General features: G+C 39.8%; 33 protein-coding genes. 28 read left to right on the top strand and 5 right to left on the bottom strand.

The window, feature by feature from the left end; all coding sequences use genetic code 11:
• Positions 1-486 carry an ImmA/IrrE family metallo-endopeptidase gene (locus KFV11_RS05105; RefSeq protein WP_254250512.1) on the bottom strand — a complete coding sequence of 162 codons (486 nt, stop codon included), beginning with the start codon at positions 484-486 and terminating at the stop codon, positions 1-3.
• Between the two features lie 26 nt (positions 487-512).
• Complete coding sequence (locus tag KFV11_RS05110; protein WP_254250513.1) at positions 513-878, bottom strand: helix-turn-helix domain-containing protein; 366 nt, start codon at positions 876-878, stop codon at positions 513-515.
• 157 nt (positions 879-1035) lie between these two features.
• Here KFV11_RS05110 and KFV11_RS05115 point away from each other — a divergent pair, with 157 nt between their 5' ends.
• From KFV11_RS05115 to KFV11_RS11680, 5 genes are all read left to right on the top strand, one after another.
• Positions 1036-1275 (top strand): helix-turn-helix domain-containing protein, encoded by a 240-nt coding sequence (locus KFV11_RS05115; RefSeq protein ID WP_254250514.1) that lies wholly within the window; start codon positions 1036-1038, stop codon positions 1273-1275.
• A gap of 9 nt (positions 1276-1284) precedes the next feature.
• On the top strand, positions 1285-2028 hold the full coding sequence (locus KFV11_RS05120) for a phage antirepressor KilAC domain-containing protein (RefSeq protein WP_254250515.1): 744 nt from the start codon (positions 1285-1287) through the stop codon (positions 2026-2028).
• Positions 2029-2040: 12 nt separating this feature from the next.
• Positions 2041-2310, top strand: a complete 270-nt coding sequence (locus KFV11_RS05125; protein ID WP_254250516.1) for a hypothetical protein — start codon at positions 2041-2043, stop codon at positions 2308-2310.
• Entirely contained in the window at positions 2307-2474 is a 168-nt protein-coding gene (locus tag KFV11_RS05130) for a hypothetical protein (protein ID WP_254250517.1), read from the top strand. Before KFV11_RS05125 ends, KFV11_RS05130 begins: the two co-directional genes overlap by 4 nt.
• Before the next feature lie 145 nt (positions 2475-2619).
• A complete protein-coding gene (locus KFV11_RS11680) occupies positions 2620-2754 on the top strand; it encodes a hypothetical protein (RefSeq protein WP_302054854.1) in 135 nt (44 codons plus the stop codon).
• On the opposite strand, the gene KFV11_RS05135 is transcribed toward KFV11_RS11680, so the two are convergent.
• A complete protein-coding gene (locus KFV11_RS05135) occupies positions 2751-2987 on the bottom strand; it encodes a hypothetical protein (RefSeq protein WP_254250518.1) in 237 nt (78 codons plus the stop codon). The genes KFV11_RS11680 and KFV11_RS05135 overlap by 4 nt on opposite strands.
• Before the next feature lie 113 nt (positions 2988-3100).
• Between KFV11_RS05135 and KFV11_RS05140 the strand changes: the two genes are divergently transcribed.
• The gene (locus KFV11_RS05140) at positions 3101-3349 is read left to right on the top strand and encodes a hypothetical protein (protein ID WP_254250519.1); all 249 of its coding nucleotides are present in this window, start codon (positions 3101-3103) and stop codon (positions 3347-3349) included.
• Positions 3346-5286, top strand: a complete 1941-nt coding sequence (locus KFV11_RS05145) for a coiled-coil domain-containing protein (RefSeq protein WP_254250520.1) — start codon at positions 3346-3348, stop codon at positions 5284-5286. The genes KFV11_RS05140 and KFV11_RS05145 overlap by 4 nt, the downstream gene beginning before the upstream one ends.
• On the opposite strand, the gene KFV11_RS05150 is transcribed toward KFV11_RS05145, so the two are convergent.
• Positions 5279-5479, bottom strand: coding sequence for a hypothetical protein (locus tag KFV11_RS05150; RefSeq protein ID WP_254250521.1), 201 nt, complete (start codon positions 5477-5479; stop codon positions 5279-5281). The two genes, KFV11_RS05145 and KFV11_RS05150, sit on opposite strands and share 8 nt — an antisense overlap.
• A gap of 55 nt (positions 5480-5534) precedes the next feature.
• On the opposite strand from KFV11_RS05150, the gene KFV11_RS05155 reads away from it, so the two are divergent.
• The 10 genes from KFV11_RS05155 to KFV11_RS05200 all read left to right on the top strand — a co-directional run bounded on the left by KFV11_RS05155 (position 5535) and on the right by KFV11_RS05200 (position 11455).
• A complete protein-coding gene (locus KFV11_RS05155; protein ID WP_254250522.1) occupies positions 5535-6458 on the top strand; it encodes a RecT family recombinase in 924 nt (307 codons plus the stop codon).
• Between the two features lie 8 nt (positions 6459-6466).
• Positions 6467-7171, top strand: coding sequence for an MBL fold metallo-hydrolase (locus KFV11_RS05160; RefSeq protein WP_254250593.1), 705 nt, complete (start codon positions 6467-6469; stop codon positions 7169-7171).
• The gene (locus KFV11_RS05165; protein WP_254250523.1) at positions 7168-7653 is read left to right on the top strand and encodes a single-stranded DNA-binding protein; all 486 of its coding nucleotides are present in this window, start codon (positions 7168-7170) and stop codon (positions 7651-7653) included. The genes KFV11_RS05160 and KFV11_RS05165 overlap by 4 nt, the downstream gene beginning before the upstream one ends.
• 12 nt (positions 7654-7665) lie before the next feature.
• The gene (locus KFV11_RS05170; protein ID WP_254250524.1) at positions 7666-8211 is read left to right on the top strand and encodes an NUMOD4 domain-containing protein; all 546 of its coding nucleotides are present in this window, start codon (positions 7666-7668) and stop codon (positions 8209-8211) included.
• A gap of 107 nt (positions 8212-8318) precedes the next feature.
• Positions 8319-9203, top strand: a complete 885-nt coding sequence (locus tag KFV11_RS05175) for a DnaD domain-containing protein (protein ID WP_254250525.1) — start codon at positions 8319-8321, stop codon at positions 9201-9203.
• A complete protein-coding gene (locus tag KFV11_RS05180) occupies positions 9204-9737 on the top strand; it encodes a MazG-like family protein (RefSeq protein ID WP_254250526.1) in 534 nt (177 codons plus the stop codon).
• A complete protein-coding gene (locus KFV11_RS05185; protein ID WP_254250527.1) occupies positions 9727-9885 on the top strand; it encodes a hypothetical protein in 159 nt (52 codons plus the stop codon). Before KFV11_RS05180 ends, KFV11_RS05185 begins: the two co-directional genes overlap by 11 nt.
• Positions 9872-10327, top strand: coding sequence for a DUF1064 domain-containing protein (locus KFV11_RS05190; protein ID WP_254250528.1), 456 nt, complete (start codon positions 9872-9874; stop codon positions 10325-10327). The genes KFV11_RS05185 and KFV11_RS05190 overlap by 14 nt, the downstream gene beginning before the upstream one ends.
• Positions 10320-10727, top strand: coding sequence for a replication terminator protein (locus KFV11_RS05195; RefSeq protein WP_254250529.1), 408 nt, complete (start codon positions 10320-10322; stop codon positions 10725-10727). Before KFV11_RS05190 ends, KFV11_RS05195 begins: the two co-directional genes overlap by 8 nt.
• A gap of 11 nt (positions 10728-10738) precedes the next feature.
• A complete protein-coding gene (locus KFV11_RS05200) occupies positions 10739-11455 on the top strand; it encodes a hypothetical protein (protein ID WP_254250530.1) in 717 nt (238 codons plus the stop codon).
• A 121-nt stretch (positions 11456-11576) separates the two neighbouring features.
• On the opposite strand, the gene KFV11_RS05205 is transcribed toward KFV11_RS05200, so the two are convergent.
• A complete protein-coding gene (locus tag KFV11_RS05205; protein WP_254250531.1) occupies positions 11577-12014 on the bottom strand; it encodes a hypothetical protein in 438 nt (145 codons plus the stop codon).
• A gap of 157 nt (positions 12015-12171) precedes the next feature.
• Here KFV11_RS05205 and KFV11_RS05210 point away from each other — a divergent pair, with 157 nt between their 5' ends.
• From KFV11_RS05210 to KFV11_RS05260, 11 genes are all read left to right on the top strand, one after another.
• Positions 12172-12552, top strand: coding sequence for a hypothetical protein (locus KFV11_RS05210; protein WP_254250532.1), 381 nt, complete (start codon positions 12172-12174; stop codon positions 12550-12552).
• Positions 12553-12818: 266 nt separating this feature from the next.
• The gene (locus KFV11_RS05215) at positions 12819-13430 is read left to right on the top strand and encodes a TIR domain-containing protein (protein WP_254250533.1); all 612 of its coding nucleotides are present in this window, start codon (positions 12819-12821) and stop codon (positions 13428-13430) included.
• 77 nt (positions 13431-13507) lie between these two features.
• On the top strand, positions 13508-14065 hold the full coding sequence (locus KFV11_RS05220) for a GIY-YIG nuclease family protein (protein ID WP_254250534.1): 558 nt from the start codon (positions 13508-13510) through the stop codon (positions 14063-14065).
• Between the two features lie 29 nt (positions 14066-14094).
• Positions 14095-14436 carry a phBC6A51 family helix-turn-helix protein gene (locus KFV11_RS05225; RefSeq protein ID WP_254250535.1) on the top strand — a complete coding sequence of 114 codons (342 nt, stop codon included), beginning with the start codon at positions 14095-14097 and terminating at the stop codon, positions 14434-14436.
• Positions 14437-14439: 3 nt separating this feature from the next.
• A complete protein-coding gene (locus KFV11_RS05230; protein WP_254250536.1) occupies positions 14440-15729 on the top strand; it encodes a PBSX family phage terminase large subunit in 1290 nt (429 codons plus the stop codon).
• A 12-nt stretch (positions 15730-15741) separates the two neighbouring features.
• Positions 15742-17268 (top strand): phage portal protein, encoded by a 1527-nt coding sequence (locus tag KFV11_RS05235; RefSeq protein ID WP_254250537.1) that lies wholly within the window; start codon positions 15742-15744, stop codon positions 17266-17268.
• On the top strand, positions 17249-19060 hold the full coding sequence (locus KFV11_RS05240; protein WP_254250538.1) for a minor capsid protein: 1812 nt from the start codon (positions 17249-17251) through the stop codon (positions 19058-19060). The genes KFV11_RS05235 and KFV11_RS05240 overlap by 20 nt, the downstream gene beginning before the upstream one ends.
• The gene (locus KFV11_RS05245; protein ID WP_254250539.1) at positions 19060-19455 is read left to right on the top strand and encodes a WDGH domain-containing protein; all 396 of its coding nucleotides are present in this window, start codon (positions 19060-19062) and stop codon (positions 19453-19455) included. Before KFV11_RS05240 ends, KFV11_RS05245 begins: the two co-directional genes overlap by 1 nt.
• Complete coding sequence (locus KFV11_RS05250) at positions 19452-19676, top strand: hypothetical protein (RefSeq protein ID WP_254250540.1); 225 nt, start codon at positions 19452-19454, stop codon at positions 19674-19676. Before KFV11_RS05245 ends, KFV11_RS05250 begins: the two co-directional genes overlap by 4 nt.
• Before the next feature lie 272 nt (positions 19677-19948).
• The gene (locus KFV11_RS05255) at positions 19949-20554 is read left to right on the top strand and encodes a DUF4355 domain-containing protein (protein WP_254250541.1); all 606 of its coding nucleotides are present in this window, start codon (positions 19949-19951) and stop codon (positions 20552-20554) included.
• Positions 20555-20569: 15 nt separating this feature from the next.
• Entirely contained in the window at positions 20570-21532 is a 963-nt protein-coding gene (locus KFV11_RS05260) for a phage major capsid protein (RefSeq protein WP_436970226.1), read from the top strand.
• Positions 21533-21539: the final 7 nt, after the last annotated feature.

Raw genomic sequence — 21539 nt, forward strand, 5'->3', positions numbered from 1 at the left:
CTAAATTTTTTTTATATCTAACGGCTCGAAGCCAATTAAATATCCCTCATATTTAACCCACAAACCAAACTTACTTTTATAATCATTGATAACAACAGCAAGGTAACTGCGATCTATCTCAAGATGTAAACACATAGCATAGATGTCACCCCAGCAGCCATTTTTATAGCATTCTATAAGCTGTTCGAGTGGTATCAAGAGTTTATGTCCAAATCGACGAGCGCGCAGTTCCTGGCGTGCTGCATCAACGTTATACGTTTTTCCGTAGTAGCTCATAATATCGCTATATGATGTTTCATGATGGCCGTATTCTTCGGCTAGGATGCTGTTTTCAAAATAATAATTGAGTTTATCTGTAAGTAAAATCAATCCATTTGGATGCATATAAGTGCGCTCATATAGTCCGCCGAACTTTACCGGCATCGCTGGATCATACTGAATTGATACTTCAGGGTATTGATCAATTAATCTTTCTCGTACCTGCATTGTAAAAACCCCTTTATGTAAAAGTATTACTTGTGTTTGTTTCTAAGGCTTTTTCTCATTTCAATATATGCAAGTATCTCTTCGATTTCTTCTTCAGTAGCATCGTCATCAATATGAGCAGCGATAACTTCTGCATGATTATGATTGTAATGTGCAGGTTCTTCATTCATAAAAGAATTTTCAGGCTTGTCAGTGATCCATCCCATAAGATAAGCAGGATTAACATTTAGAGCATCTGCAAGTTGTTCAATTGTTTCGTTTTTTAAGTTTTTAATATTTCCACTTTCATAACGTTGAACAGTTGCTTCGGTTTTTCCGATTCTTTTACCTAATTCTGATAACGTCATTCCTTTAGCTTCTCTCGCTTTTTTTAACCTTTTAGAAAAACACATTATAATCAGCTCCCTTATATGGAAGATTATACTGAAAACTTTCGGTATATGCAATATGTTTTCAGTAAAAAACTGAAAAACTTACGTGAAATGCTTGACTGATTCAGAACAGTGGTTTAAAGTTAACTTACGCAATAAGAAAGTGAGGTGAACTTAAATGCCTGTTAATACAAATTTGCTTAAGTCGAAAATGGCTATCAATGGGATGAACATTGATGACTTATCAGGTGAGACAGGTCTTCATAGAGATACAATCTCCAATATTATTAACAATAAGACCGCGCCATCCTATTCAGCTATTAATGCAATTTTTTATGCATTACATTTAACACCTGAAGAGGGAAAAGATATTTTTTTTAGCTCAGACTTACGTAAAAAGAAAGTTTTAAAAACTTAGGAGGATAACATGAGCGAATTAAATTCAAGTAATCAATTCGTCCCCGTACAAGAAAACAACAATGGCGAAGTAGTAGTGAGCGGGAGAATGTTGCACGCAGCATTAGAAATCAAAACTCAATATACTAAATGGTTTGACCGCATGAAAGAATACGGATTTGAAGAAAACCAAGATTACATTATGGTTAGCCAAAAAAGACTAACCAATAATCCGCGTAATCCCTATACGGAGGAAGTAGACCACATCATCAAGCTCGACATGGCCAAAGAAATCTCAATGATCCAGAGAAGTGAGCCGGGCAAAAAGGCGAGACAGTATTTCATTCAGGTTGAGAAGCACTGGAACAGTCCAGAAATGATTATGAAGCGAGCGCTGCAGATTGCAGACAAGAAGATAGTGAGTCTTGAAGAGAAGATTGAAGCTGATAAGCCTAAAACAATCTTTGCGGATGCAGTGGCAGCAAGTAAGACATCAATCTTAGTCGGAGAACTGGCTAAACTGCTGAAACAGAACGGCGTGGAAATCGGGCAAAAAAGACTATTCCAGTACATGAGAGAGAACGGCTTCCTGATTAAGCGTAAAGGAACTGATTACAATATGCCGACGCAATACTCAATGGAACGTGGACTATTCGAAATCAAGGAGACATCAATCCAGCACTCAGACGGTCATATCTCAATCAACAAGACTCCGAAAGTGACAGGCAAGGGCCAGCAGTACTTTATCAATAAATTTTTAGCAGATATTGCATAAGGAGATCTGATCATGAATCTTACTATCGATGACGCAGTGATTACTGACCTAGTTAAGCAGCAAGTCAGTACCATCATTGCAGAATACAAGATGGAATTTGCAACCGTGGATATTTGGCAGCTTGCTGAGATTACATCGCTATCAAGATCGACACTGCTTGCCAAGTTTACTTGTGAGCCGGAATTAGTAGAGGTTACAAGACGTGTTGGAACAAGAGTTGTTTATCTCTATCCGGATGTCATAGATGCATATAAAAAAGTGCTTGAGAGGGTGAGTGAATGAAGGTATTTAATACAGCGTTAATCGCAGCAATGGCAATCATTGTTTTCCTTATAGCGATGGCTTACGTAGTGGTTAATAATCAGGCGCTTAATACTGGCTTGTTTGCGGCACTCATGATTGCAGGGTGTTTCTGGATGCTTTTAAAAGTGGGGGTACAACGATGAAACTTGATGAACTATTGATTGCATCCGGCATCAAAGAACGGCCACGTAAGACCATCACGCTGAAGTGGTCCACTGCAACTGGAATGACTCAAACGGCGGCGTCATCCATGTGATGACAATAAAACAATGAAAAGAGGTGAGAATCATGAAAGTTAAAATCATGCAGATCATAAAAATAGCCCTCTTAATCATCATCTTGGCGGAAGTGATTAAGAGAGCTGGACAAGAGAAAGTTTGGAAAAGTGATTTAACTGACATTAAACTCGGTGGCAAAAATTAATTTTCTACAAATATCTTACCGTTTCTGTATGAAATAGGCTTATCACAGTAAAGAATTTGTTTTCCAGCATATACTTGGTCAATTATCATTGTGCCATCTTGGAAAGTATGAATATTTTGAGACAGCCCATCGATATGTTGACAATGAGCGACATAAGCACCTGGATGTTTATTAAATTCAGGGCTTTTACCGATACCATCACGATTCACTAATTTGTATTTAAGTTCTAGCAATATTATCACCTCACTTTCTAAGGAGATTATACCAATAAAAAACGCCCTGACTGCAATCAGGACGAATAAATAAATAATCAAAAATATAGTAACACACGAAAGGAGTTTTGCAAATGGCAGTGATTATGCCAGGTGATGCTTTAGTCATGAAAGGATATGGATTTCACAAGAATTTAATGGATCCCTTACGATTCAATAAACATTGTAACTATTGTCGATTAGTCGTTCAGTTCAACACCAGAGAGGGATGGAGTGGAAGACTCTATGATAAAAGTCTCAAATCACAATTTGAAGTGGTTTCTAACAACCTGCAAGTCGTTCTGGATGGTCTGATGGATGAAGAAAGGAAGTATAGAAAATGAAATTTACGCTCATGACATTAGCCATTGAGAACTTTGCAGGAGTGAAGTCAAAAGAATTTCTGTTTAACGGTAGTGATGCTGCAATTTATGGAGCAAATGCTGCAGGTAAGACGACAACTGCAGTAGCCCTGCAATGGCTTCTCTTCGATAAAAACTTAGCAGGAAAAACTATCAATGTTGTTCCAGTAGATAGCAACAATCAAGAACAATACGAACTGGTTCCGACAGTCACAGCTGAATTTGAAATGGATGGCCAGAAGCTGACATTGACGAAAGAATCGCATCCGAAGTACTCAAAGAATCAGATGACCGGTGCCAAGGAATACACGAAGAGTCGGACATCCAAACAGTACATCAACGAAGTACCAACAACCATCACCAACTACAAAAAAGAAATTGCTGACATTATTGATGAGGATGTCTTTAAGCTTGTCACCAATCCTCAGTCATTCAATGATCTTCACTGGACCGAACGGCGAAAGATGCTTTTTGAAGTCTGCGGCAATATGACCGATGAAGAAATCATCGAAGCTAACGCAGAACTTCACCCACTTAAGAAGTACCTTGAAGGCAAGAAGATTGAAGATCAGAAGAAAGTCGTCAAAGACAAGCTGGCCAAGACCAACTCAGATATTGAAGATATACCAGTACGAATCAATGAAGCACAGAAAAACATCATTGAGACTGAGCCGATTGATGAAGAGACATTGAATCATCTGCAGCAGCTGAACAAGCAGCTTGAGTCAGAAATCATCGACATCGAGAACGGCGCAGAGGAAGTAAGATTGCGCAGCGAGATCACCGCACTGAATGAGCAGCAGAATCAGCTGAAACGAAATCATGACAGCACGAGTCAGCACAAAGTACTGCAGCTGAAAGCAAAATTAGACTTCGCACAGTCAAATAAGATGAACATCAATTCACAGCTGAAGAGGGTTGAGGATGACATTGAGGACCAGAAGAAGAGACGAACAAACAAACTCGCCGAATATAGTGCGAAGTCGGAAGAAATCAAGAAGGAACACGAACGCACATTCACGCATAGTGATGAAGGGCCGTGTCCATGTTGTGGACAGGAAATTCCGGAAGAACAGAAAGCTGCTGCCAAACAGAAAGCATTAGAGCAGTTTAACCAGGATAAATCACAGAGACTTGAGGCACTTGAAAAAGAGAGAGAAAGCATCAAGCAGCAAGGCGCAACATTCAAGCCTGCCATTACTGCGCTTGAAGAAAAGAAAACGCAGATTGAACAGCAGGCAGCAGATATTCAGCGAGAGATTGACAGCTTAAATAATCAGATCGCTGAAGCTGAAAGCAAAATCACTGACATCACAAAGACTGACGAGTACAACGAAATACTGCAGAAGGTCGCTGAGATTAACAAGCAGCGTAATGAAATCAAGAAAATAAATACAGAGAAGATTGAAGTACTGCAGCAGGAGATTGAAACGAATAATCGAGAGATTATGATCATGCAGGAGGCACAGGCAGACATCAAGGCAAACGCTCGAGCAATGGAACGGGTGAAGGAACTACGGGCAGAGGAAGAGCGGCTGGTCGAAGTGAAGGAAGAGCTGCATTATCAGCTGCATTTGATTGATCAGTTCAATCAATCCAAGGTCAGAACGATTGAAGCAGCGATCAATGAGAAGTTCAAGATGGCCAGATTTAAGCTGTTCGACGAACTGAAAAACGGCAACATCGAAGAGACCTGCATCACGACCGTGGACGGTGTTGAATATGACAAAGGCCTGAACAACGCAGCGAGAATTAATGTCGGTCTCGACATCATCAATACGTTATCCAAGCACTTTGATTTTTACGCACCGATTTTCATCGACAATGCCGAATCAGTCACAGATGTCCTAGAGACAGAATCACAGCAAGTCAAATTGATTGTAAGTGAGCAGGATAAGGAACTGAGAATACTCACATAAAGTTAGAAACGTAGTAGGCAGTGCCAGTTTCTTTAAATTTATGATAACCCAAATATCTATTTCGACCTAGAACATGTATTACTCGATAATCAGTTTCATTGTCTTTAAGAATGATTGAATTAAGAATTTGCTTTTCAATTTCTTCTTTATCAAACATTTTATCGACGGGTTTCATATCTTCAAATTTAATCATAAAGTACCCCTTTCACTTTGATAGAAAGATTATACCAAACAAAGGAGCAATAAACATGACAAATAATCAATTACAAAAAGTAGAGAAACAGCTAGTAGCAGAAAAGAACGTTTCAGACAATGTGCTGAACAAGGTACGAGTGCTTGAATCACAAGGCAATCTATCACTACCAAGGGATTACGAGGCTTCAAATGCATTGAAGCAGGCATGGTTAAAGATCAATGAAACTCAAGACCGTAATTATAAGCCGGCTTTATCAGTCGTGACTCAAGAGAGTGTGGCCAATGCTTTGCTCGATATGGTCACTCAAGGCTTAAACCCTGCAAAGAGCCAGTGCTACTTTATCGTCTATAAAGACAAACTGACACTGCAAAGAAGCTACCATGGCAACATCATGATGCTCAAACGTGACGCAGGCGCTAAAGATGTTGTGGCACAGGTCATCTACGAAGGCGACACATTCAAACAGAAACTAGACGGCACTGGACGTATTGAATCAATCTCCCATGAGCAGGACTTCTTCAACATCAAGAAGGAGAATATCATCGGCGCTTACTGCACAATCGTTTTTGATGATGACCGTCAAAATTATATTGAGGTCATGACAATGGACCAGATCAAGCAGGCATGGATGCAGTCAGCAATGATTAAGGATGAGAAAGCACTGGAAACTTCAAAGACTCACAACAACTTCAAAGAAGAAATGGCTAAGAAGACAGTCATCAATCGAGCAGCGAAAAGATACATCAATTCTTCAACGGACGAAAACCTGCAGCATGTGAAGCAGGCAGATGAACGTCAACGAAAAGAAGTATTCGACGCTGAAGTCAACGAAGTGGCCAACAAAGAGGAATTGGACTTTGATCCTGAAGTTGTAGAAGCACAATATACAGATGTTACTGAGTTCGAAGAGGTAACTGCAGGCGAGCCGGCATCTGCAGAAACTTATCAAACTGAAAGTGAAGAAGACCCATTTTAATTCAGACAATCGGTTCGGGGTCGTCTGGTAACTGCTATCGCATATCAGATGGCCAGACCGAACTTCTGCTTGAAGCCGGCATCAACTTCAAGACAGTTCAGAAGGCACTACAGTTTAAGACAAGCAGAATCAAAGGTGTACTCATCACACATGAACATTTAGATCACGCAGGACATATGGTTGAATACATGAAGAATGGGCTTGATTGTTATTTAACGAATGGTACAGCTAACGTCATTGGTGTGCCAGAAAAATATCATCATAGGTTATATAGAACCATCACCAAGGAACCTTTCAAGATTGGCACATGGACCATCCTGCCGTTTGATATTGAACATGATGCAAAGGAGCCATGCGGCTACCTACTGAAGAGCGATTTCGGTTACAAGCTATTGTTCGTTACAGACACTTATTACGTCAGATACAAGTTCAAAGGCATCACGCATATAATGCTTGAAATCAACTATGTATATGAGCAAATGCAGAAGAACATTCAGGAAGGCACATTGCATCCTGGACTTGCGCATAGAATCATGAAATCACATTTCAGTTTGGAACATGCATCGAATTTTCTGCAGGCGACAGATACAAGCAAGCTACAGGAGATTCACTTGATTCATTTGTCAAACAGTAATTCGAATGCACCATTGATCAAGGATTCAATACAAAAGATTGCGGGCGTACCCGTTTATATAGCAGGAGGTAAAGCATGAACAGCTGTAAATTTATCGGTCGTATAACCAGAGACCTAGAGTTCAGAGTCACCCCATCAGGAACAGAACTCGTCAGTTTTGACATAGCAGTCCAACGCTCATTCAAAAATAATGACGGGGAATACGAATCAGACTTCATCCGCTGCGTGGCATTCAAGAAAACTGCAGATTTCATCAATAATTATGCTAAGAAAGGCTATGTGATGGCAGTAGATGGCGAAATGAGAAACAACAACTATGAGGATAACAACGGTGTGAAGCACTACGGTATGCAGTTGATCATAAACAACGTAGATACAACAGTTCTATTCCTGAATAAGAAGAATAATCAGGATAGTGAAGTAAGTACTGCAGGTTACGACTATGGAACGACTAAACAGAGTCAGGGTCAGAACACAAGTCCGGCAGTGAGTACCGCAAGTAATCCATTTGCAAATGGTGGACCATTAACTGATGACGATCTGGATGATTTGCCGTTCTAAGGAGGTTATTTAATGATTGAGACTTGGAAAGATGTTGTCGGTTATGAAGGCATATATGAAGTAAGTGATTATGGCAGAGTTAGAACGAAAGAAGGCAAACAAACACATTCAGTAAGACATGGTGTTAGAACATGGAAACCTAGAATTTTAAAAGAAAAGAATCCGAAAGGTAGAGATGTCCGAGTTTCCCTCTGGAAAGACAAGGGAGATAAATCTTTTCTTGTACACCGTCTTGTAGCATTCGCGTTTATTCCAGAAGTGCCAGGCAAGACATGTATCAATCATATTGACGGTAATCCTAGAAACAACCATGTCTCTAATCTTGAATGGTGTACGTATAAAGAGAACACTAATCATGCATTTGATCACGACTTGCAAAGCTCAAATATGAAAGTAAAACTAATCAATGCAATCGGTATTGAATATGAATTTAGAAGTATTGCACGGGCCAACAATTTTTTAAAACGCAGCCATTCTTATATTAATGATCGTTTAAAGAAAGGCTATACACATGTTGAAAACATTGAAGGAATGTCGTTTAAAGTGATTAAACTATAAAATTAGTCAACGCAGGAAGTGAGAGAATGAGCAATGATTTCATACCTGGTGGCTATATCCTACTATCTCGGAGGCTAATCGAAAGTGAGATATGGGATAAGCCTCCGATGTATTTAAAAGTCTGGATTTACATCCTGACAAAAGCAAGACACAACCCTAAAGGTAACTTTGAACGCGGTGAATTATTGATCAGTATCCCTGAATTACAGGATGCCTGCAGTCATAAAGTAGGCTATCGAGTTGAGAAGCCATCCAAGACTCAAATCTTTAATATTCTTGAGTGGTTACGAAGAACGCACGAAGATACTGATGAAGACTACGGTGAAAACGACGACGAAATGAATACGAACGGAACAATGATTAGAACGACGAAGACAACGCGCGGAATCATCGTTAAAGTCTGTAACTACAACGTTTATCAAGACCCGAAAAATTACGAACGGAACGACGGTCGGAACGATGAACGTACTACGAACGGAACGACGGATAGAACAACGGTCGGAACAATGCGAGAACGACAGGGTGACACTATACACAAGAATGTAAAGAATGATAAAGAATTAAAGAATGATAAGAATGTAAGAAGTATTGTATACGACGACACTTTTCAGCAAGTCTATCAGAACTATCAGGAAAATATCGAAATGAATCCATCGCCTATGACTAATCAAAAGATTCAACAGGATTATGAATCGTACGGTAAAGAGATTATGATGCATGCAATCGAAAAGTCTGCATACGGTGGCAATCATGATTACAAGTTCATCAACTGGCTGCTCAACGACTGGAAGAAAAGGAAATTGACGACCGTCGAAGAAATCAAACTCTATGAGCAGCAGCGACAGACCAAGCAGACATATGGCAAGACCAATTCATCCTACGAGAAGACACCTGATTGGATAGCAAACAAGAATCAGCAAGTACAAGAAGTCAGCGAGGAAGAAAAACGAAAGCTTGAGGAAGAACTCAAGAATTTCTGGAAGGAGCAATAAATGAATAACTTAGAAAAATTAACTGAGCAAATCGAGCAATGGGCAATCGACAGAAACTTACACACTGCTGATCCACGTAAACAGATGTTAAAGCTGGGAGAAGAAACCGGAGAACTATACTCTGGTATGGCTAAAGGTAATGAGGAACTCATCAAGGACAGTATAGGCGACGCGTATGTAGTCATTACCATCCTGTCAATGCAGAAAAACTTCTCGATCAGCGAGTTCGTCGATTCGGTCGAAGAATCAACCATAAAAGACGATGCTGAAATGGCTTTGCAGTTCTCACTCGCACTTATGCTGCGAACAGGCAGTCTTGCACATAGTCTGAAGTACAGCAATGATACGGACACGCTGAAAATGATGACGCACTGGTTTATCGAGACGTTGTTCGACCTAGCTTATGCGTTGAACGTCAACTATATAGAATGTGTTCAGATGGCATATGACGAGATTAAGGATAGAAAAGGCAAGATGATTGATGGAGTGTTCGTGAAAGAATCTGATTTAGTGGAGGTAACAGATGAAAGTTAAGGTGATCACCCTTGTCGGAGACTTCGAGCGCCAGCTGAATAACACTATCCACGAACTCGAATCAAAGAAAGATGCGCAGGTTGTGAACATTCTTTATGTGCCTCACGGCAAAGAGTTGAAGGCAGTGATCCATTATGTCACGCACTGATGGCAAGAGTAAATATAACGCCAAGAAGTCCACCTATAACGACATCACTTTCGATTCAGAAGTTGAGTGTGAGTATTACAAGTTCTTACTTCATCAGAAAGAACAGCATAAGATCAGCATCATCAAGCTGCAGCCTAAGTACAAGATTATTGAGAAAGTAACACATTTCAGAGCGACTTACTATGTCGCTGACTTTGAAGTGACACTGCCAGGAGGCCATATCATAGTCATCGACATTAAAGGAATGGCGACAGCCGAGGCGAAGCTCAAGCGAAAGCTGTTCATGTCTCTCTATCCAGATATGGAGTTACTTTGGATATGCAAGGCACCGAAGTACTACACTCAGGAGACAGGAGAAACATGGATTGATTACGACGAATTGCAGCGACTCAAGGCACAACGAAGAAAACTAAAAAAAATGGAGGAAAAGAAACATGACTGAGAAAACAATCGACTTAAACTTAAACAAAATTTTAGACGGTGCTGTCCAGGAGAAATTTGAAGAAGAAATGGAGGCAGTGTTGAAGAACATCCATGACATTAACACTGATCCATCAAAAGCACGCAAGGTTGTCATTGAGTTTAAAATCTCATCAGACAGCCGCAGGGAGACGTTGAGCGTCGAAGTGAACAGCAAGCATACAACTGTTGGAAAAGAGCCTGTATCGGCTACGTTACTCACTGGAGAGGACAGCAAGGGTGTACATGCGAAAGAACTGAAGTCAGGAGCAAAAGACCAGACGTATTTCGATGAATCCGGACAGGTTTTAGATGATGCAGGCGAGCCAGTGGAGAAAGAAACGAACGTAACACCAATTAATAAGAAAGCACTATACAAATAGGAGGAATGGCAATGTTAAAAGAAGCTATGGAGTGGATCAGTGAGAAAACAGGTAATGTTATTGAGTTTGATTTAAACGGTGAGAAGTACACAAACAGAGAAATCTATAAGGTTGAGAAATCACGACGCAAAGAGTTGACTGTCACAACGTTAACTGGATTAGTGGACTATATCAAATCAGCATTTGACGGCAAGGAAGAGTACATTGTCTCAGTCCTTAGTCATCATAAAGTGGCAGTCGAATCAAAATTAAATGCTAACAAGCGACGCGAGTTTGTCATCGTATCGAATGCACAGCTCCCAGCTGTTAATCTGAATAGTTTTATGGATCTGGAGCAGTTTAACATCCAGCTTCAATCAGTATTTGTGCCATCTGACGAACGTGCTAAGGTACTAAGTCTTATCGGCAATATCAGAGCAGAAAACGTCATGCAGACGGGCGATAATGGCATCAGTCAGCAGGTGGAAGTAAAACGTGGTGTGGCATCAAAGGCTAAGGAAGAAGTGCCGAATCCGGTCTATCTGAAGCCATTCAGAACGTTCACAGAGATCAGTCAGCCGGAATCAGCATTTGTGCTTAGATTGCGTGAGGGCGGCTCAATAGGATTGCAGGCAGCATTATATGAGGCAGACGGCGGTGCATGGAAGAATCAGGCCATCCTGTCGATTAAAGAGTACCTGGAAGAAGAATTGAAAGAGCAGCAGAACAGAATCACGATTCTAGCATAATAACGGGGCGGTTTATCCGCCTCTTATCTTAAATATGGATATGATAAAAGTTATAGATAGGGGATAAAATCTAATGATAAAAAACTAATCATGTGATTATACACACGATTAGTTAGATTTATTATGCATAAGTTATGGATTCTTTTACTTTCTTATACATGAAAGGCAAAAACTTTGTGAAACCATACATGAATCCAAGTAAAGCCAACATTGCTTCGGCATTATCAGGTTTAATTGAAAGTAATATTATAATGCTGAAGAATGTATAAATGCTTACTGCGATTAACACAAAAACCATTAAACGTAGTGCTTTTAATGGATTGTATGACTGAAAAATAAAGATGACAAAAGCCAATATCATTCCAATACAAATGACAAAAAAAGTTATTGACATAGCCGTTTTAGCATTAGTCATAAAAGCATTAACTAAAACTGAAAATATAGATGTTTTATATTCATCAGAATTAATTGTTTCAGGTATTATGCTATAGGAATTATATGCAATATAAACTAATACTAGTATCATCAAAATAATTATACTATATTCTTTCTTATTCATAAGAATCACTCCTTTGACTCATAATATCCTAATTTTAAATGTAATTAAAGTTTATATAAATAAAAAAGGACCCGGACAGGCCCGTGACATAACTATCCGCAAAATAATAATAACACGGAGGTAACGCATATTGTACACACCACAGGAGATTAGACAGATGTTAAAGGATTACCCTTGGATGCTCACAGCCATTGAGTCAGATTTACTAAGCAATGACAGCATGAGTACTGCACAATATGGTATACAGGCAGCGATGCCAAAAGGACAGGGGCAGACAGGGGATAAAGTTTACAACTTGGTTTTAAAACGTCAGGGAACTCATTCGTATATATATAAGCTAGCAACTAAGGTCAAGTTTATTGATGAACATGAACATGTGATTAAAAACGACAAGGATATGTATATTCTTGAGTTGTTGAAACGTGGTTATTCGCATACACAGATCGGACTGCTGGTTCAGCTGCATAAGTCACAGGTCGGAAAGAGGATAGATGGTATTGTGGAAAAACTTTCTAATGCGTCAAAGTCAACAGAATAGATGGATAATACAAATAATTATTATTTTATAATATTAAAAAAATATATTATACTAGGTACGTGACCAATTGAAGGTTACCTCCTAAATTTATATGAACGTGAAACCACCTAGCGGAAACTAGGTGATTTTTTGTATACTTGAAGTATTCATATAAATTGAAGGGGAGAGAATATAATGAATTTAAAAAAATGGGAAAAAGCTCGTGAAAAGTCAGAAAAAATATTAAATGAAGTTACATCTATGAATTTATCTGACGCTATAAAAAAATGGATTATATTGTTGTTTCGATGCTTGAAGATGAATATTTGACTGAAAAATTAAGAGGTATCACGAACTTATCATTTTATAGAGCGACTTCTCTAAAAGAAGTAACTGATTTTATTGAAACTGTTATTGAAAAAATAGATGATGAAATTGAAGTTTTCAATGAACCCGAACATGCTACCAAGGCAGAAAAAGAAAATAGTATTTTTATCGTTCATGGGCATGATGAATCATTAAAATTGAAAGTAGAAAAAACTATATTAAACCAGGGTATTAAACCTGTAGTCCTTTCAGAGACAGTAAATGGCGGGAAAATGATATTAGAAAAATTTCAGGAAGAAATAAAGAAATGTAAAGCAGCAATAATAATTTATTCAGCAGATGATAAAGTAAATGATGGATCGCAAGCAAGACCAAATGTTATTTTTGAGCATGGTTATGCCATTAGTGAATTGGGAAAAGATAAAGTTGTTATGATAAACAGTTCTAATGAAGTAAATTTGCACTCTGACATATCAGGTTTGTTATACATTCCTGTAGTTGATGATTGGAAATACAAAGTTCTGAAAGAACTTAAGTATATGGGTTTTGAAATTGATTTTAGTAAGCAATAATAGTTAACAATTACACCTTTCGAGGTGTTTTTTTAATGCAAAAATTTAAAGTGTAATTAACATAAGGGAAGTGATAGATGATGGAAGGTAAAGTTTATTGTATAACTAATAAAGTGAACAAAAAGCAGTATATAGGTATTACCACGAGAGATATAAATCAACGTTTTAAAGAGCATCAAAAGGCTGACAGTATTATAGGGAAGGCAATTAGAAAATATGGGTCAGAAAATTTTGTGATTCAAGTTATCGATTATGCTACAAGTAGACGAGAACTTTTTGAGAAAGAGATTCACTGGATAGCGTTGAAAGAAACATTTAAGCATGGATACAATCTCACTCACGGTGGAGACGGAGTAAACAATGTTATTTTGTTGGATGTTAAATTGTCAGAGAAACAAAAGAGATTTGTAAATTGGGTCAAAGAACAGAACAAAAAAGAAATCGATGTAATGAATAGTAATTCTATGATTCAAATGATTTTAATAAATTTCATGCAACTATATTTAATTGCTGAACGAGAAAATGATAAGAGGAAAATAGCAAAGAATATTATCACTTTAAAAGAGTCTTTTAAGAAAGCGATATTTGATACAGATGTTATAAATCGTGACGAATTAACAAGCTGGGCAGTTTAATATTTTTTAATTTTGGAGGTGTTTTCTTGATGAACTCAAAGCAATTAAAAGCTGTCACATTAATGTTCGAAGGTGTTTTGACTCAGAAAGAGATAGCTTCAGAGTTAAAAGTAACTGAACAGACAATTACGAATTGGAAAAAGAAACAGGAGTTTAAAGATGCTCTACTAGAAGTTGAAAGGGATTATTTAAAAGGTTTGACGCCCAAAGCGCTGAAAACGATGGAGAAGTTACTCGATGCCAAAAGTGAACTAGTAAGGTATAACGCAGCTAGCGATATATTAGATAGAACTGGCCATAAACCAACAGATAAACAAGAAGTGCAAATCACCACCCCGACTATTATCAATGACATTCCGCTGGACGATTAAGTCATGCAGAATGCACTTAATTTAAAAGGTATCATCGGCGGTGGTTATAATCGTTTCTGGCACGATAAACATTTCTACAGAGTGGTCAAGGGGTCTCGTGGTAGCAAGAAATCAAAGACAACAGCACTCAACTATATCTATCGCATCATGGAACATCCATGGTCTAACCTACTTGTAGTGAGACGCTTCAGTAATACAAACAAACAATCGACCTATACAGATTTAAAGTGGGCGTGTAACCGGTTAGGGGTTGCACACCTTTTTAAATTCAATGAAAGCCTTCCAGAGATTACTTACAAGCCGACAGGCCAGAAGATATTATTCCGTGGTCTTGATGATCCATTGAAGATAACGTCAATCACGGTTGATGTAGGCATCTTATCATTTGCCTGGTTTGAGGAAGCGTACCAGGTCGAATCATACGATAAGTTTAGTACGGTCGTTGAATCAATACGGGGTAGTTACGATGCACCCGACTTCTTCAAACAGATAACTGTCACATTTAACCCGTGGTCAGAACGACACTGGCTCAAAGAGACGTTCTTTGATGAAGAAACAAGGCTGGATAACACATTCAGTACGACAACAACATTCAGAGTCAATGAGTGGCTTGATGAAGTCGATATTGCACGATATGAGGACTTATATATTAAGAATCCTAAACGTGCGAGAATCGTCTGTGACGGCGACTGGGGCATAGCTGAAGGACTTGTATTTGAAAACTTTAAAGTGGTCGATTTTGAATGGTATAAGAAGTACAAGCAGGTACAGGAGAAAGCACATGGTATGGACTTTGGTTTCACTCACGATCCGACAACTTTAGAAAGCGCCATTGTTGACCTAGAGAATAAAGAACTATGGATTTATGACGAGCATTATGAAAAAGGAATGCTCACAGACGATATCTTTAAGATGATTGTCCGGAAAGGCTATCAGCACGCAGAGATTACAGCAGACAGCGCGGAAAGACGTCTGATAGCTGAGATACGTAATAAGGGCGTACCGAAGATAAGAGGGTCCATCAAAGGCAAAGGGTCCATCATGCAGGGCATTCAGTTCGTTCAAGGATTTAAGATATACGTTCATCCATCATGTGTAAACACCATCGAGGAACTGAACACTTATACATTCAAGCAGGATAAAGAAGGTAAGTGGCTGAATGAGCCGATAGATGAAAATAATCACTGTATGGATGCGCTCAGATATGCATTAGAAAAGTACCACATTAAACGAAAAGAAACGAAAAAGGACCCTGCAAGACAGCTTAATCAGTTGAAAGCATTAGGGTTATAAAGGAGTGAGAACATGAGTGACACAATGACAGTCAATAACTTTGAACGTGATCTTGATTACAATAATCACACAGGCATTATGACAAACAACTACATCAATATTGATTATCGGTACGGCGGAACAAACGATGATTTATTAAATGACTTAGATACATTAGGTAAGTTCACTGAGCATCATATCAGCTATCAGGCACCCCGTTTACGGATTCTGTCAGATTACTATCAGGGCAAGACATTCAACGTCAAGAAACGCAGTACACGACGTGCTGACAAGCAGATGGCCGACAATAGAGCAGCACATGATTATGCTGCCTATGTTGCTGACTTCATCAACGGTTACTTCTTGGGGAATCCGATTGATTATGTAGTCGAGGATGAAACAGCAAAAGAATATATTGAATCCTTTAATGATTTGAACGATATCGTCTCACATAACCGTTCAATCGGTTTGGACTTATCTATCTATGGCAGGGCGTATGAGTACATGATCCGTAACGATAAAGATCAGGTACGCATTTATAAGACTGATGCAGAAAGCACATTTGTTATTTATGACGATACGCTAGAGAAGAACAGCATTGCAGCAGTCAGATATTACCCTGCTTCAAGCATTGATGTTGAATGGTCAGAAGGCGAACTTGTCTACAATGTGGAAGTTGTGACCGACGGCATGACGTACTACTTCACTGCTACAAGCACGAATAACTACAAGCCGAAGCAACGTAAGGAACCTGCCGCACATGCATTCAATAAGGTCACAATCACAGAATACAGAGCGAATGAGTTCCGTATCGGCGACTATGAGAAAGTGATCTCACTGATTGATTTAATGGACAGCGCTCAATCAGACACAGCTAATTACATGAGCGACTTGAACGATGCACTACTGCTTTTGATTGGTAACTTTGAATTACCGACGAACGCAGCTGAACTGCAGAAGACTGCACGTATCATGAAACTGGAGCCGCCGACTTACGAGACAGATGATAATCGTACAACTGAGGGACACGTTGAAGGTGACTATATCTATAAGAAGTATGATGTAGCTGGTGCTGAAGCCTATAAGAATCGTCTGAACAACAGCATCCATATGTTTACGAATACGCCTGATATGAGCGATGAGAACTTTGGAGGCAATACGTCAGGGGAGAGTGCGAAGTACAAGCTGATGTTCCTGGAACAGAGAGCCATCATCAAAGAAGGATTGTTCGCTAAAGGATTGAGACGCAGATATAATCTGCTGGAATCAATCGCGAAGACAAACAGCGAACTAGATCAGTCAGTCAACCTGAAGGAAATGAAATATAAGTTCAAGCGTAATCTGCCTAAGTCAATGATTGATGAACTCACAGCTTACATTAATGCCGGAGGTCAAATCAGTCAGGAAACGCTCATGATGCTGTTCTCATTTATTCCTGATGTCACCTTAGAAATGGAACGGATCCAGGAGGAACAGCAGGAGAAACAAAAGGCCCTTGAGAATAGCCGGCCAGATATTTATGCACAGGTAGGTGCTGACAATGCCCAAGAAGAACAATAAGGAGTCCTACTGGATTGAGCGTGAAAAGGACAATCTGACAGTTGAAATGATGAAGGATGCGCAAGTCTCGGCTGAAATGAAACGCATCCTAGAGAACGCTATGAACACGTGTCAGAAGGAGATTGAATCGTTCTATGCTCGGTATGCGGATAAAGAGGGTGTGTCAGTCGCTGAAGCTAGAAAGCTAGTCAGTGAATACGATGTCATCGCACATGAGGCAATGGCAAAGCAGTACGTGAAGGATAAGGACTTTTCAGATGAAGCGAATAAGCGACTCAGACTGTACAATGTCTCAATGCGAATCAATCGAGAGGAACTTCTTCTCACTGCACTCAACACACATTTGATAGCTGCTACAAACGATGTACAGCACACAATGGACGACTACCTCAATGATGGTGCTGTGCGTGAGTTGAAGCGTCAGGCTGGCTTACTCGGTAACATCAGCGTGCAGCAGAAAGATATACATGCGATTGTCAATGCATCCTACTATGATGCTACTTGGTCAGAGCGACTGTGGGACAACATGGATGAAGTGCGTAAAGTGGTCGATGAAACAGTCATCAATACCGTATTACGTGGCCGTCATCCAAAGGAAGGCATCAAGCGTCTGAGGGAACTCACTGGCCGCAGTGAATATGAAGCAAGACGGCTGCTAATCAGTGAGGTATCCAGGGTGCAGACAGAGGCACAGAAGATTAGCTACAAAGAGCAGGACATTATGCAATATAAGTATTTGTCAGTAATTGATGACCGGACGACGGACATCTGCCGAGGTCTCAACGGCAAAGTGTTTGATGTTGCTGATATGAAGGTCGGAATCAATGCACCACCCACTCATGCTTTATGCAGGTCAACGACTATTCCTTATAAGCGTAAGTCGGCAATCGACTGGGAGGATAAAGAGGACGGCGAACTGTTTATCGATGACGAGCAGATTGAAGCTGAGGCGGACTCTGAGAATGATGAAGTACTTGATGATATTGATGACATTATGAATCGAATCGACAAGATGGATAATCAGGACACGCAGACAGTTAAGCAAGCTATTGAGAAAGCAGAACAGAACAGGCCGCCAACGCTCACAGAGATGCACAGGAAGGGCCTGAATGACGAACAGCAACAGAAAGTACTGGAACAGTTAAACAAGGCTGACAGACGGGCTGTACAGCTGTTTAATCAGTATGGCGATGTGAAGATCGTTGTTAGCGAGAATGAGGAAAGTGCTTATTACAACACAGAAAAACATGCTATCTATATCAATCCAAAATATATGGATTACGGAATAGATGGTAGTGATGTAAGCGAGTATGCCAGGACTCTTTTCCACGAGATAGGACATGTGATTGATAGCGAGTATGCGAATCAGATTGGACTCGGCAGAAATATGCGGGCAGCGGCAGTTATGTTTAATGATGAAGATGAATCATTGTCTGATATCGCTGCTGAAGAGTGGCAGGCAATCGTTGAGAAAACAATGAAGAAGCACAGCGTCAATGAAGACAAGGCTTATATCATTCTAGCTAAAAAGTATAATGCTAAAGATTCAGCTTACTGGCTGTCTATATCAAGTCTTGTAGACGGAGTAACCAAAGGTGAACGACACTTTGGATATGGCCACGGCCCTGAATACTGGGAGGATGATTACCCGGTCGGTATCGAGATATTCGCAGAATTGTTCTCATTACTGATTACTAATCTGAAAGCCTATGCTTACTTTGCGAGTGTGTTTCCGGAGACTGTTGCCATGTTTGAACGAATGATTAAGTACATGCTGGGAGGCGGAAAGTAATGTTTGATTATAATAGTAAACCTAATCCACTTGAACGTTTATTAAATGCACAGATTGCCGAACTTAAAGAAGATGGAGCAATCGCTACTAAGAATTTGTCAGACGGATACCATACAATCGGTCAGCTTTACCATGATAGAGCGGTCTTGTTTGCAGTTATCTGCAACACGTACAAAGAGAATGCTTTCAAATCGAAGTTACATGACGATGGCACAATGTATGATGATATGTTCATCGTCGGACTTTATACACCAGAAGGCACTTACACATATCACTACCACATGGAATACTGGGACATGTACGATGTCGAAGAACTTGAGCATGCACCAGCGTATGATGGTCATACATTCAAAGATATTGGTCGTTTGTTCGGGTTAATAGGAGTAAAGTCATGAAAAAAGCAGAAGTTAAAGTACTTTTAAGAATGACACGTGGTATGGATCCTGAAACAGTGCAGCAGCTTGAGAAGTACAGTCAGATGGTCGCACAAGGACTTAAAAATATTCAAGTTGAGCAGAAGTTAGGTTTACTTAACGATAAGCAAAAAGATGCGAAAATCGGTAGCCTAGCTAAGATGACTCTAAATACTGTGATGGATATTGCTAAGAAGTTATAACTTACTCGACCGTCGAGAGACTGGCCAGGCATTAGATAGTAAAATTCTCTTTACTTAGGAGGTCATCCCTATCTCGTCCAGCTGTACGTCAACAGCTGCGACCTGAACACGTCGTCATAAACTATTCATACTAAATTATGTACACGGATAACAATTAAATAGAGCCATTCTAACAAGCGTTTTAGTGTTCCGGGGTGTTTACCATGTCGGAGGGTTAAAGGGCTTTTTATTATGCCTGTGAGAGCGTTATGTGTGTGGATAGGAACATACAAATGGAAAAGTACAAAGTTACGAAGTTGCCACTGAACCTACAATTTTTTGCTGATGAGAATCCTGACGATAAAAGCACGGATAACGACAAGAATAATGACGAGCCGGTTACGTTAACGCAGGAAGAACTGAACAAGAAGATTGAATCGGAATCAGACAAGCGACTAGCGAAGGTCCTTGCTAAGAAACAGGCAGAGTGGGAAGCCTCACTCGATGAGAAAGTAGAAGCAAAGCTGAAAGAGGACAAACGCCTCTCGAAGTTATCTGAAGCTGATCGCAAGGAAGAATTACTGTCGCAGAAAGAAAAAGACCTGGCACGTCGTGAAGCAGAGATTGCACGCACGCAGGTTAAAGCAGACGTCATCAGTGCTTTGTCAGAGCGTAAACTGCCGACACAACTAGCTGAATTTATCACATTAGAAGATAACGAACAGGCATTAGAGCAGATTAAGACGCTTAACACAGTGATTGATGACATCAAACGTGAAGCAGTCAAAGAAGCGACACGTCAGTCAGTGCCAGGTGCGGGAGCGACCGTATTCAATGGACAAACAGCTAGTGGTAAATCGTTTGTTGAGCTAGGAAATGAAAATCGAATCATTAAATAAAAAGGAGACTAACTTATGAACAAAATGACAGAAAAACTGAAGTTAAACATTCAGTTCTTTGCAGCACCAAATATGACACCGCAAACGTTTAATCCAGATCACGTGATGATGCACGAAATGAAAGATGGCACATTACTCAATAATTTTAATGAGCCTATCCTTCTGGATATCATGCAGAACTCTAAAATTATGCAGTTGGGTAAAGCTGTTGACATGGGCGGAAAATCAGAAAAGAAATTCACTTACTGGGCTGATAAGCCGGGCGCTTACTGGGTTGCAGAGGGTGAAAAAATCAAAACAACTAAACCAACTACAGTCAGCGCTACAATGCGTTCTCATAAACTTGCAGTTATTATCTTAGCATCACGGGAGTACCTGAACTATACGTATAGTGATTTCTTCAATGTGATGAAACCGCAAATTGCTGAAGCATTTTATAAGAAATTCGACGAAGCTGGACTATTAGGAGTAGAGAATCCTTTCGTTCAATCAGTCGCTAAGGCAGCAACAGATGCAGGCAATGTAATCACTGGAGAAATCAATTTAGATAAGATTTTAGAATTAGAAGATAAGTTGCTTTCGCATGACGTTGACCCTAATGCCTTTATCTCTAAAAACCAAAATAAAACTGCTTTACGTGGCGTAATTGATGAAGTGACAAAAGAACGCTACTACGATCAATCTGCTAAGACACTTGATGGTCTACCAGTAGTTGACTTGAAATCATCAGAGATCAAGAAAGGCGAAATTTATGCAGGTGACTTCGACAAGATGTTCTACGGTGTGCCATACCCGATGAGCTATGAGATTTCTACACAGGCTCAACTATCAACAATCACAAATGCAGACGGCTCTCCAGTCAATCTATATGAGCAAGAATTGATTTCTTTACGCTGCACGATGGATGTTGCTTTCCACATTGCACAAGAAGAAGCATTCGCTAAGCTGGCGCCAGCAGCTGAAGTACCAGTAGCATAACCGGAGG

The organism is Macrococcus equipercicus, assembly GCF_024205945.1.
Classification (GTDB): Bacteria; Bacillota; Bacilli; order Staphylococcales; family Staphylococcaceae; genus Macrococcus; species Macrococcus equipercicus.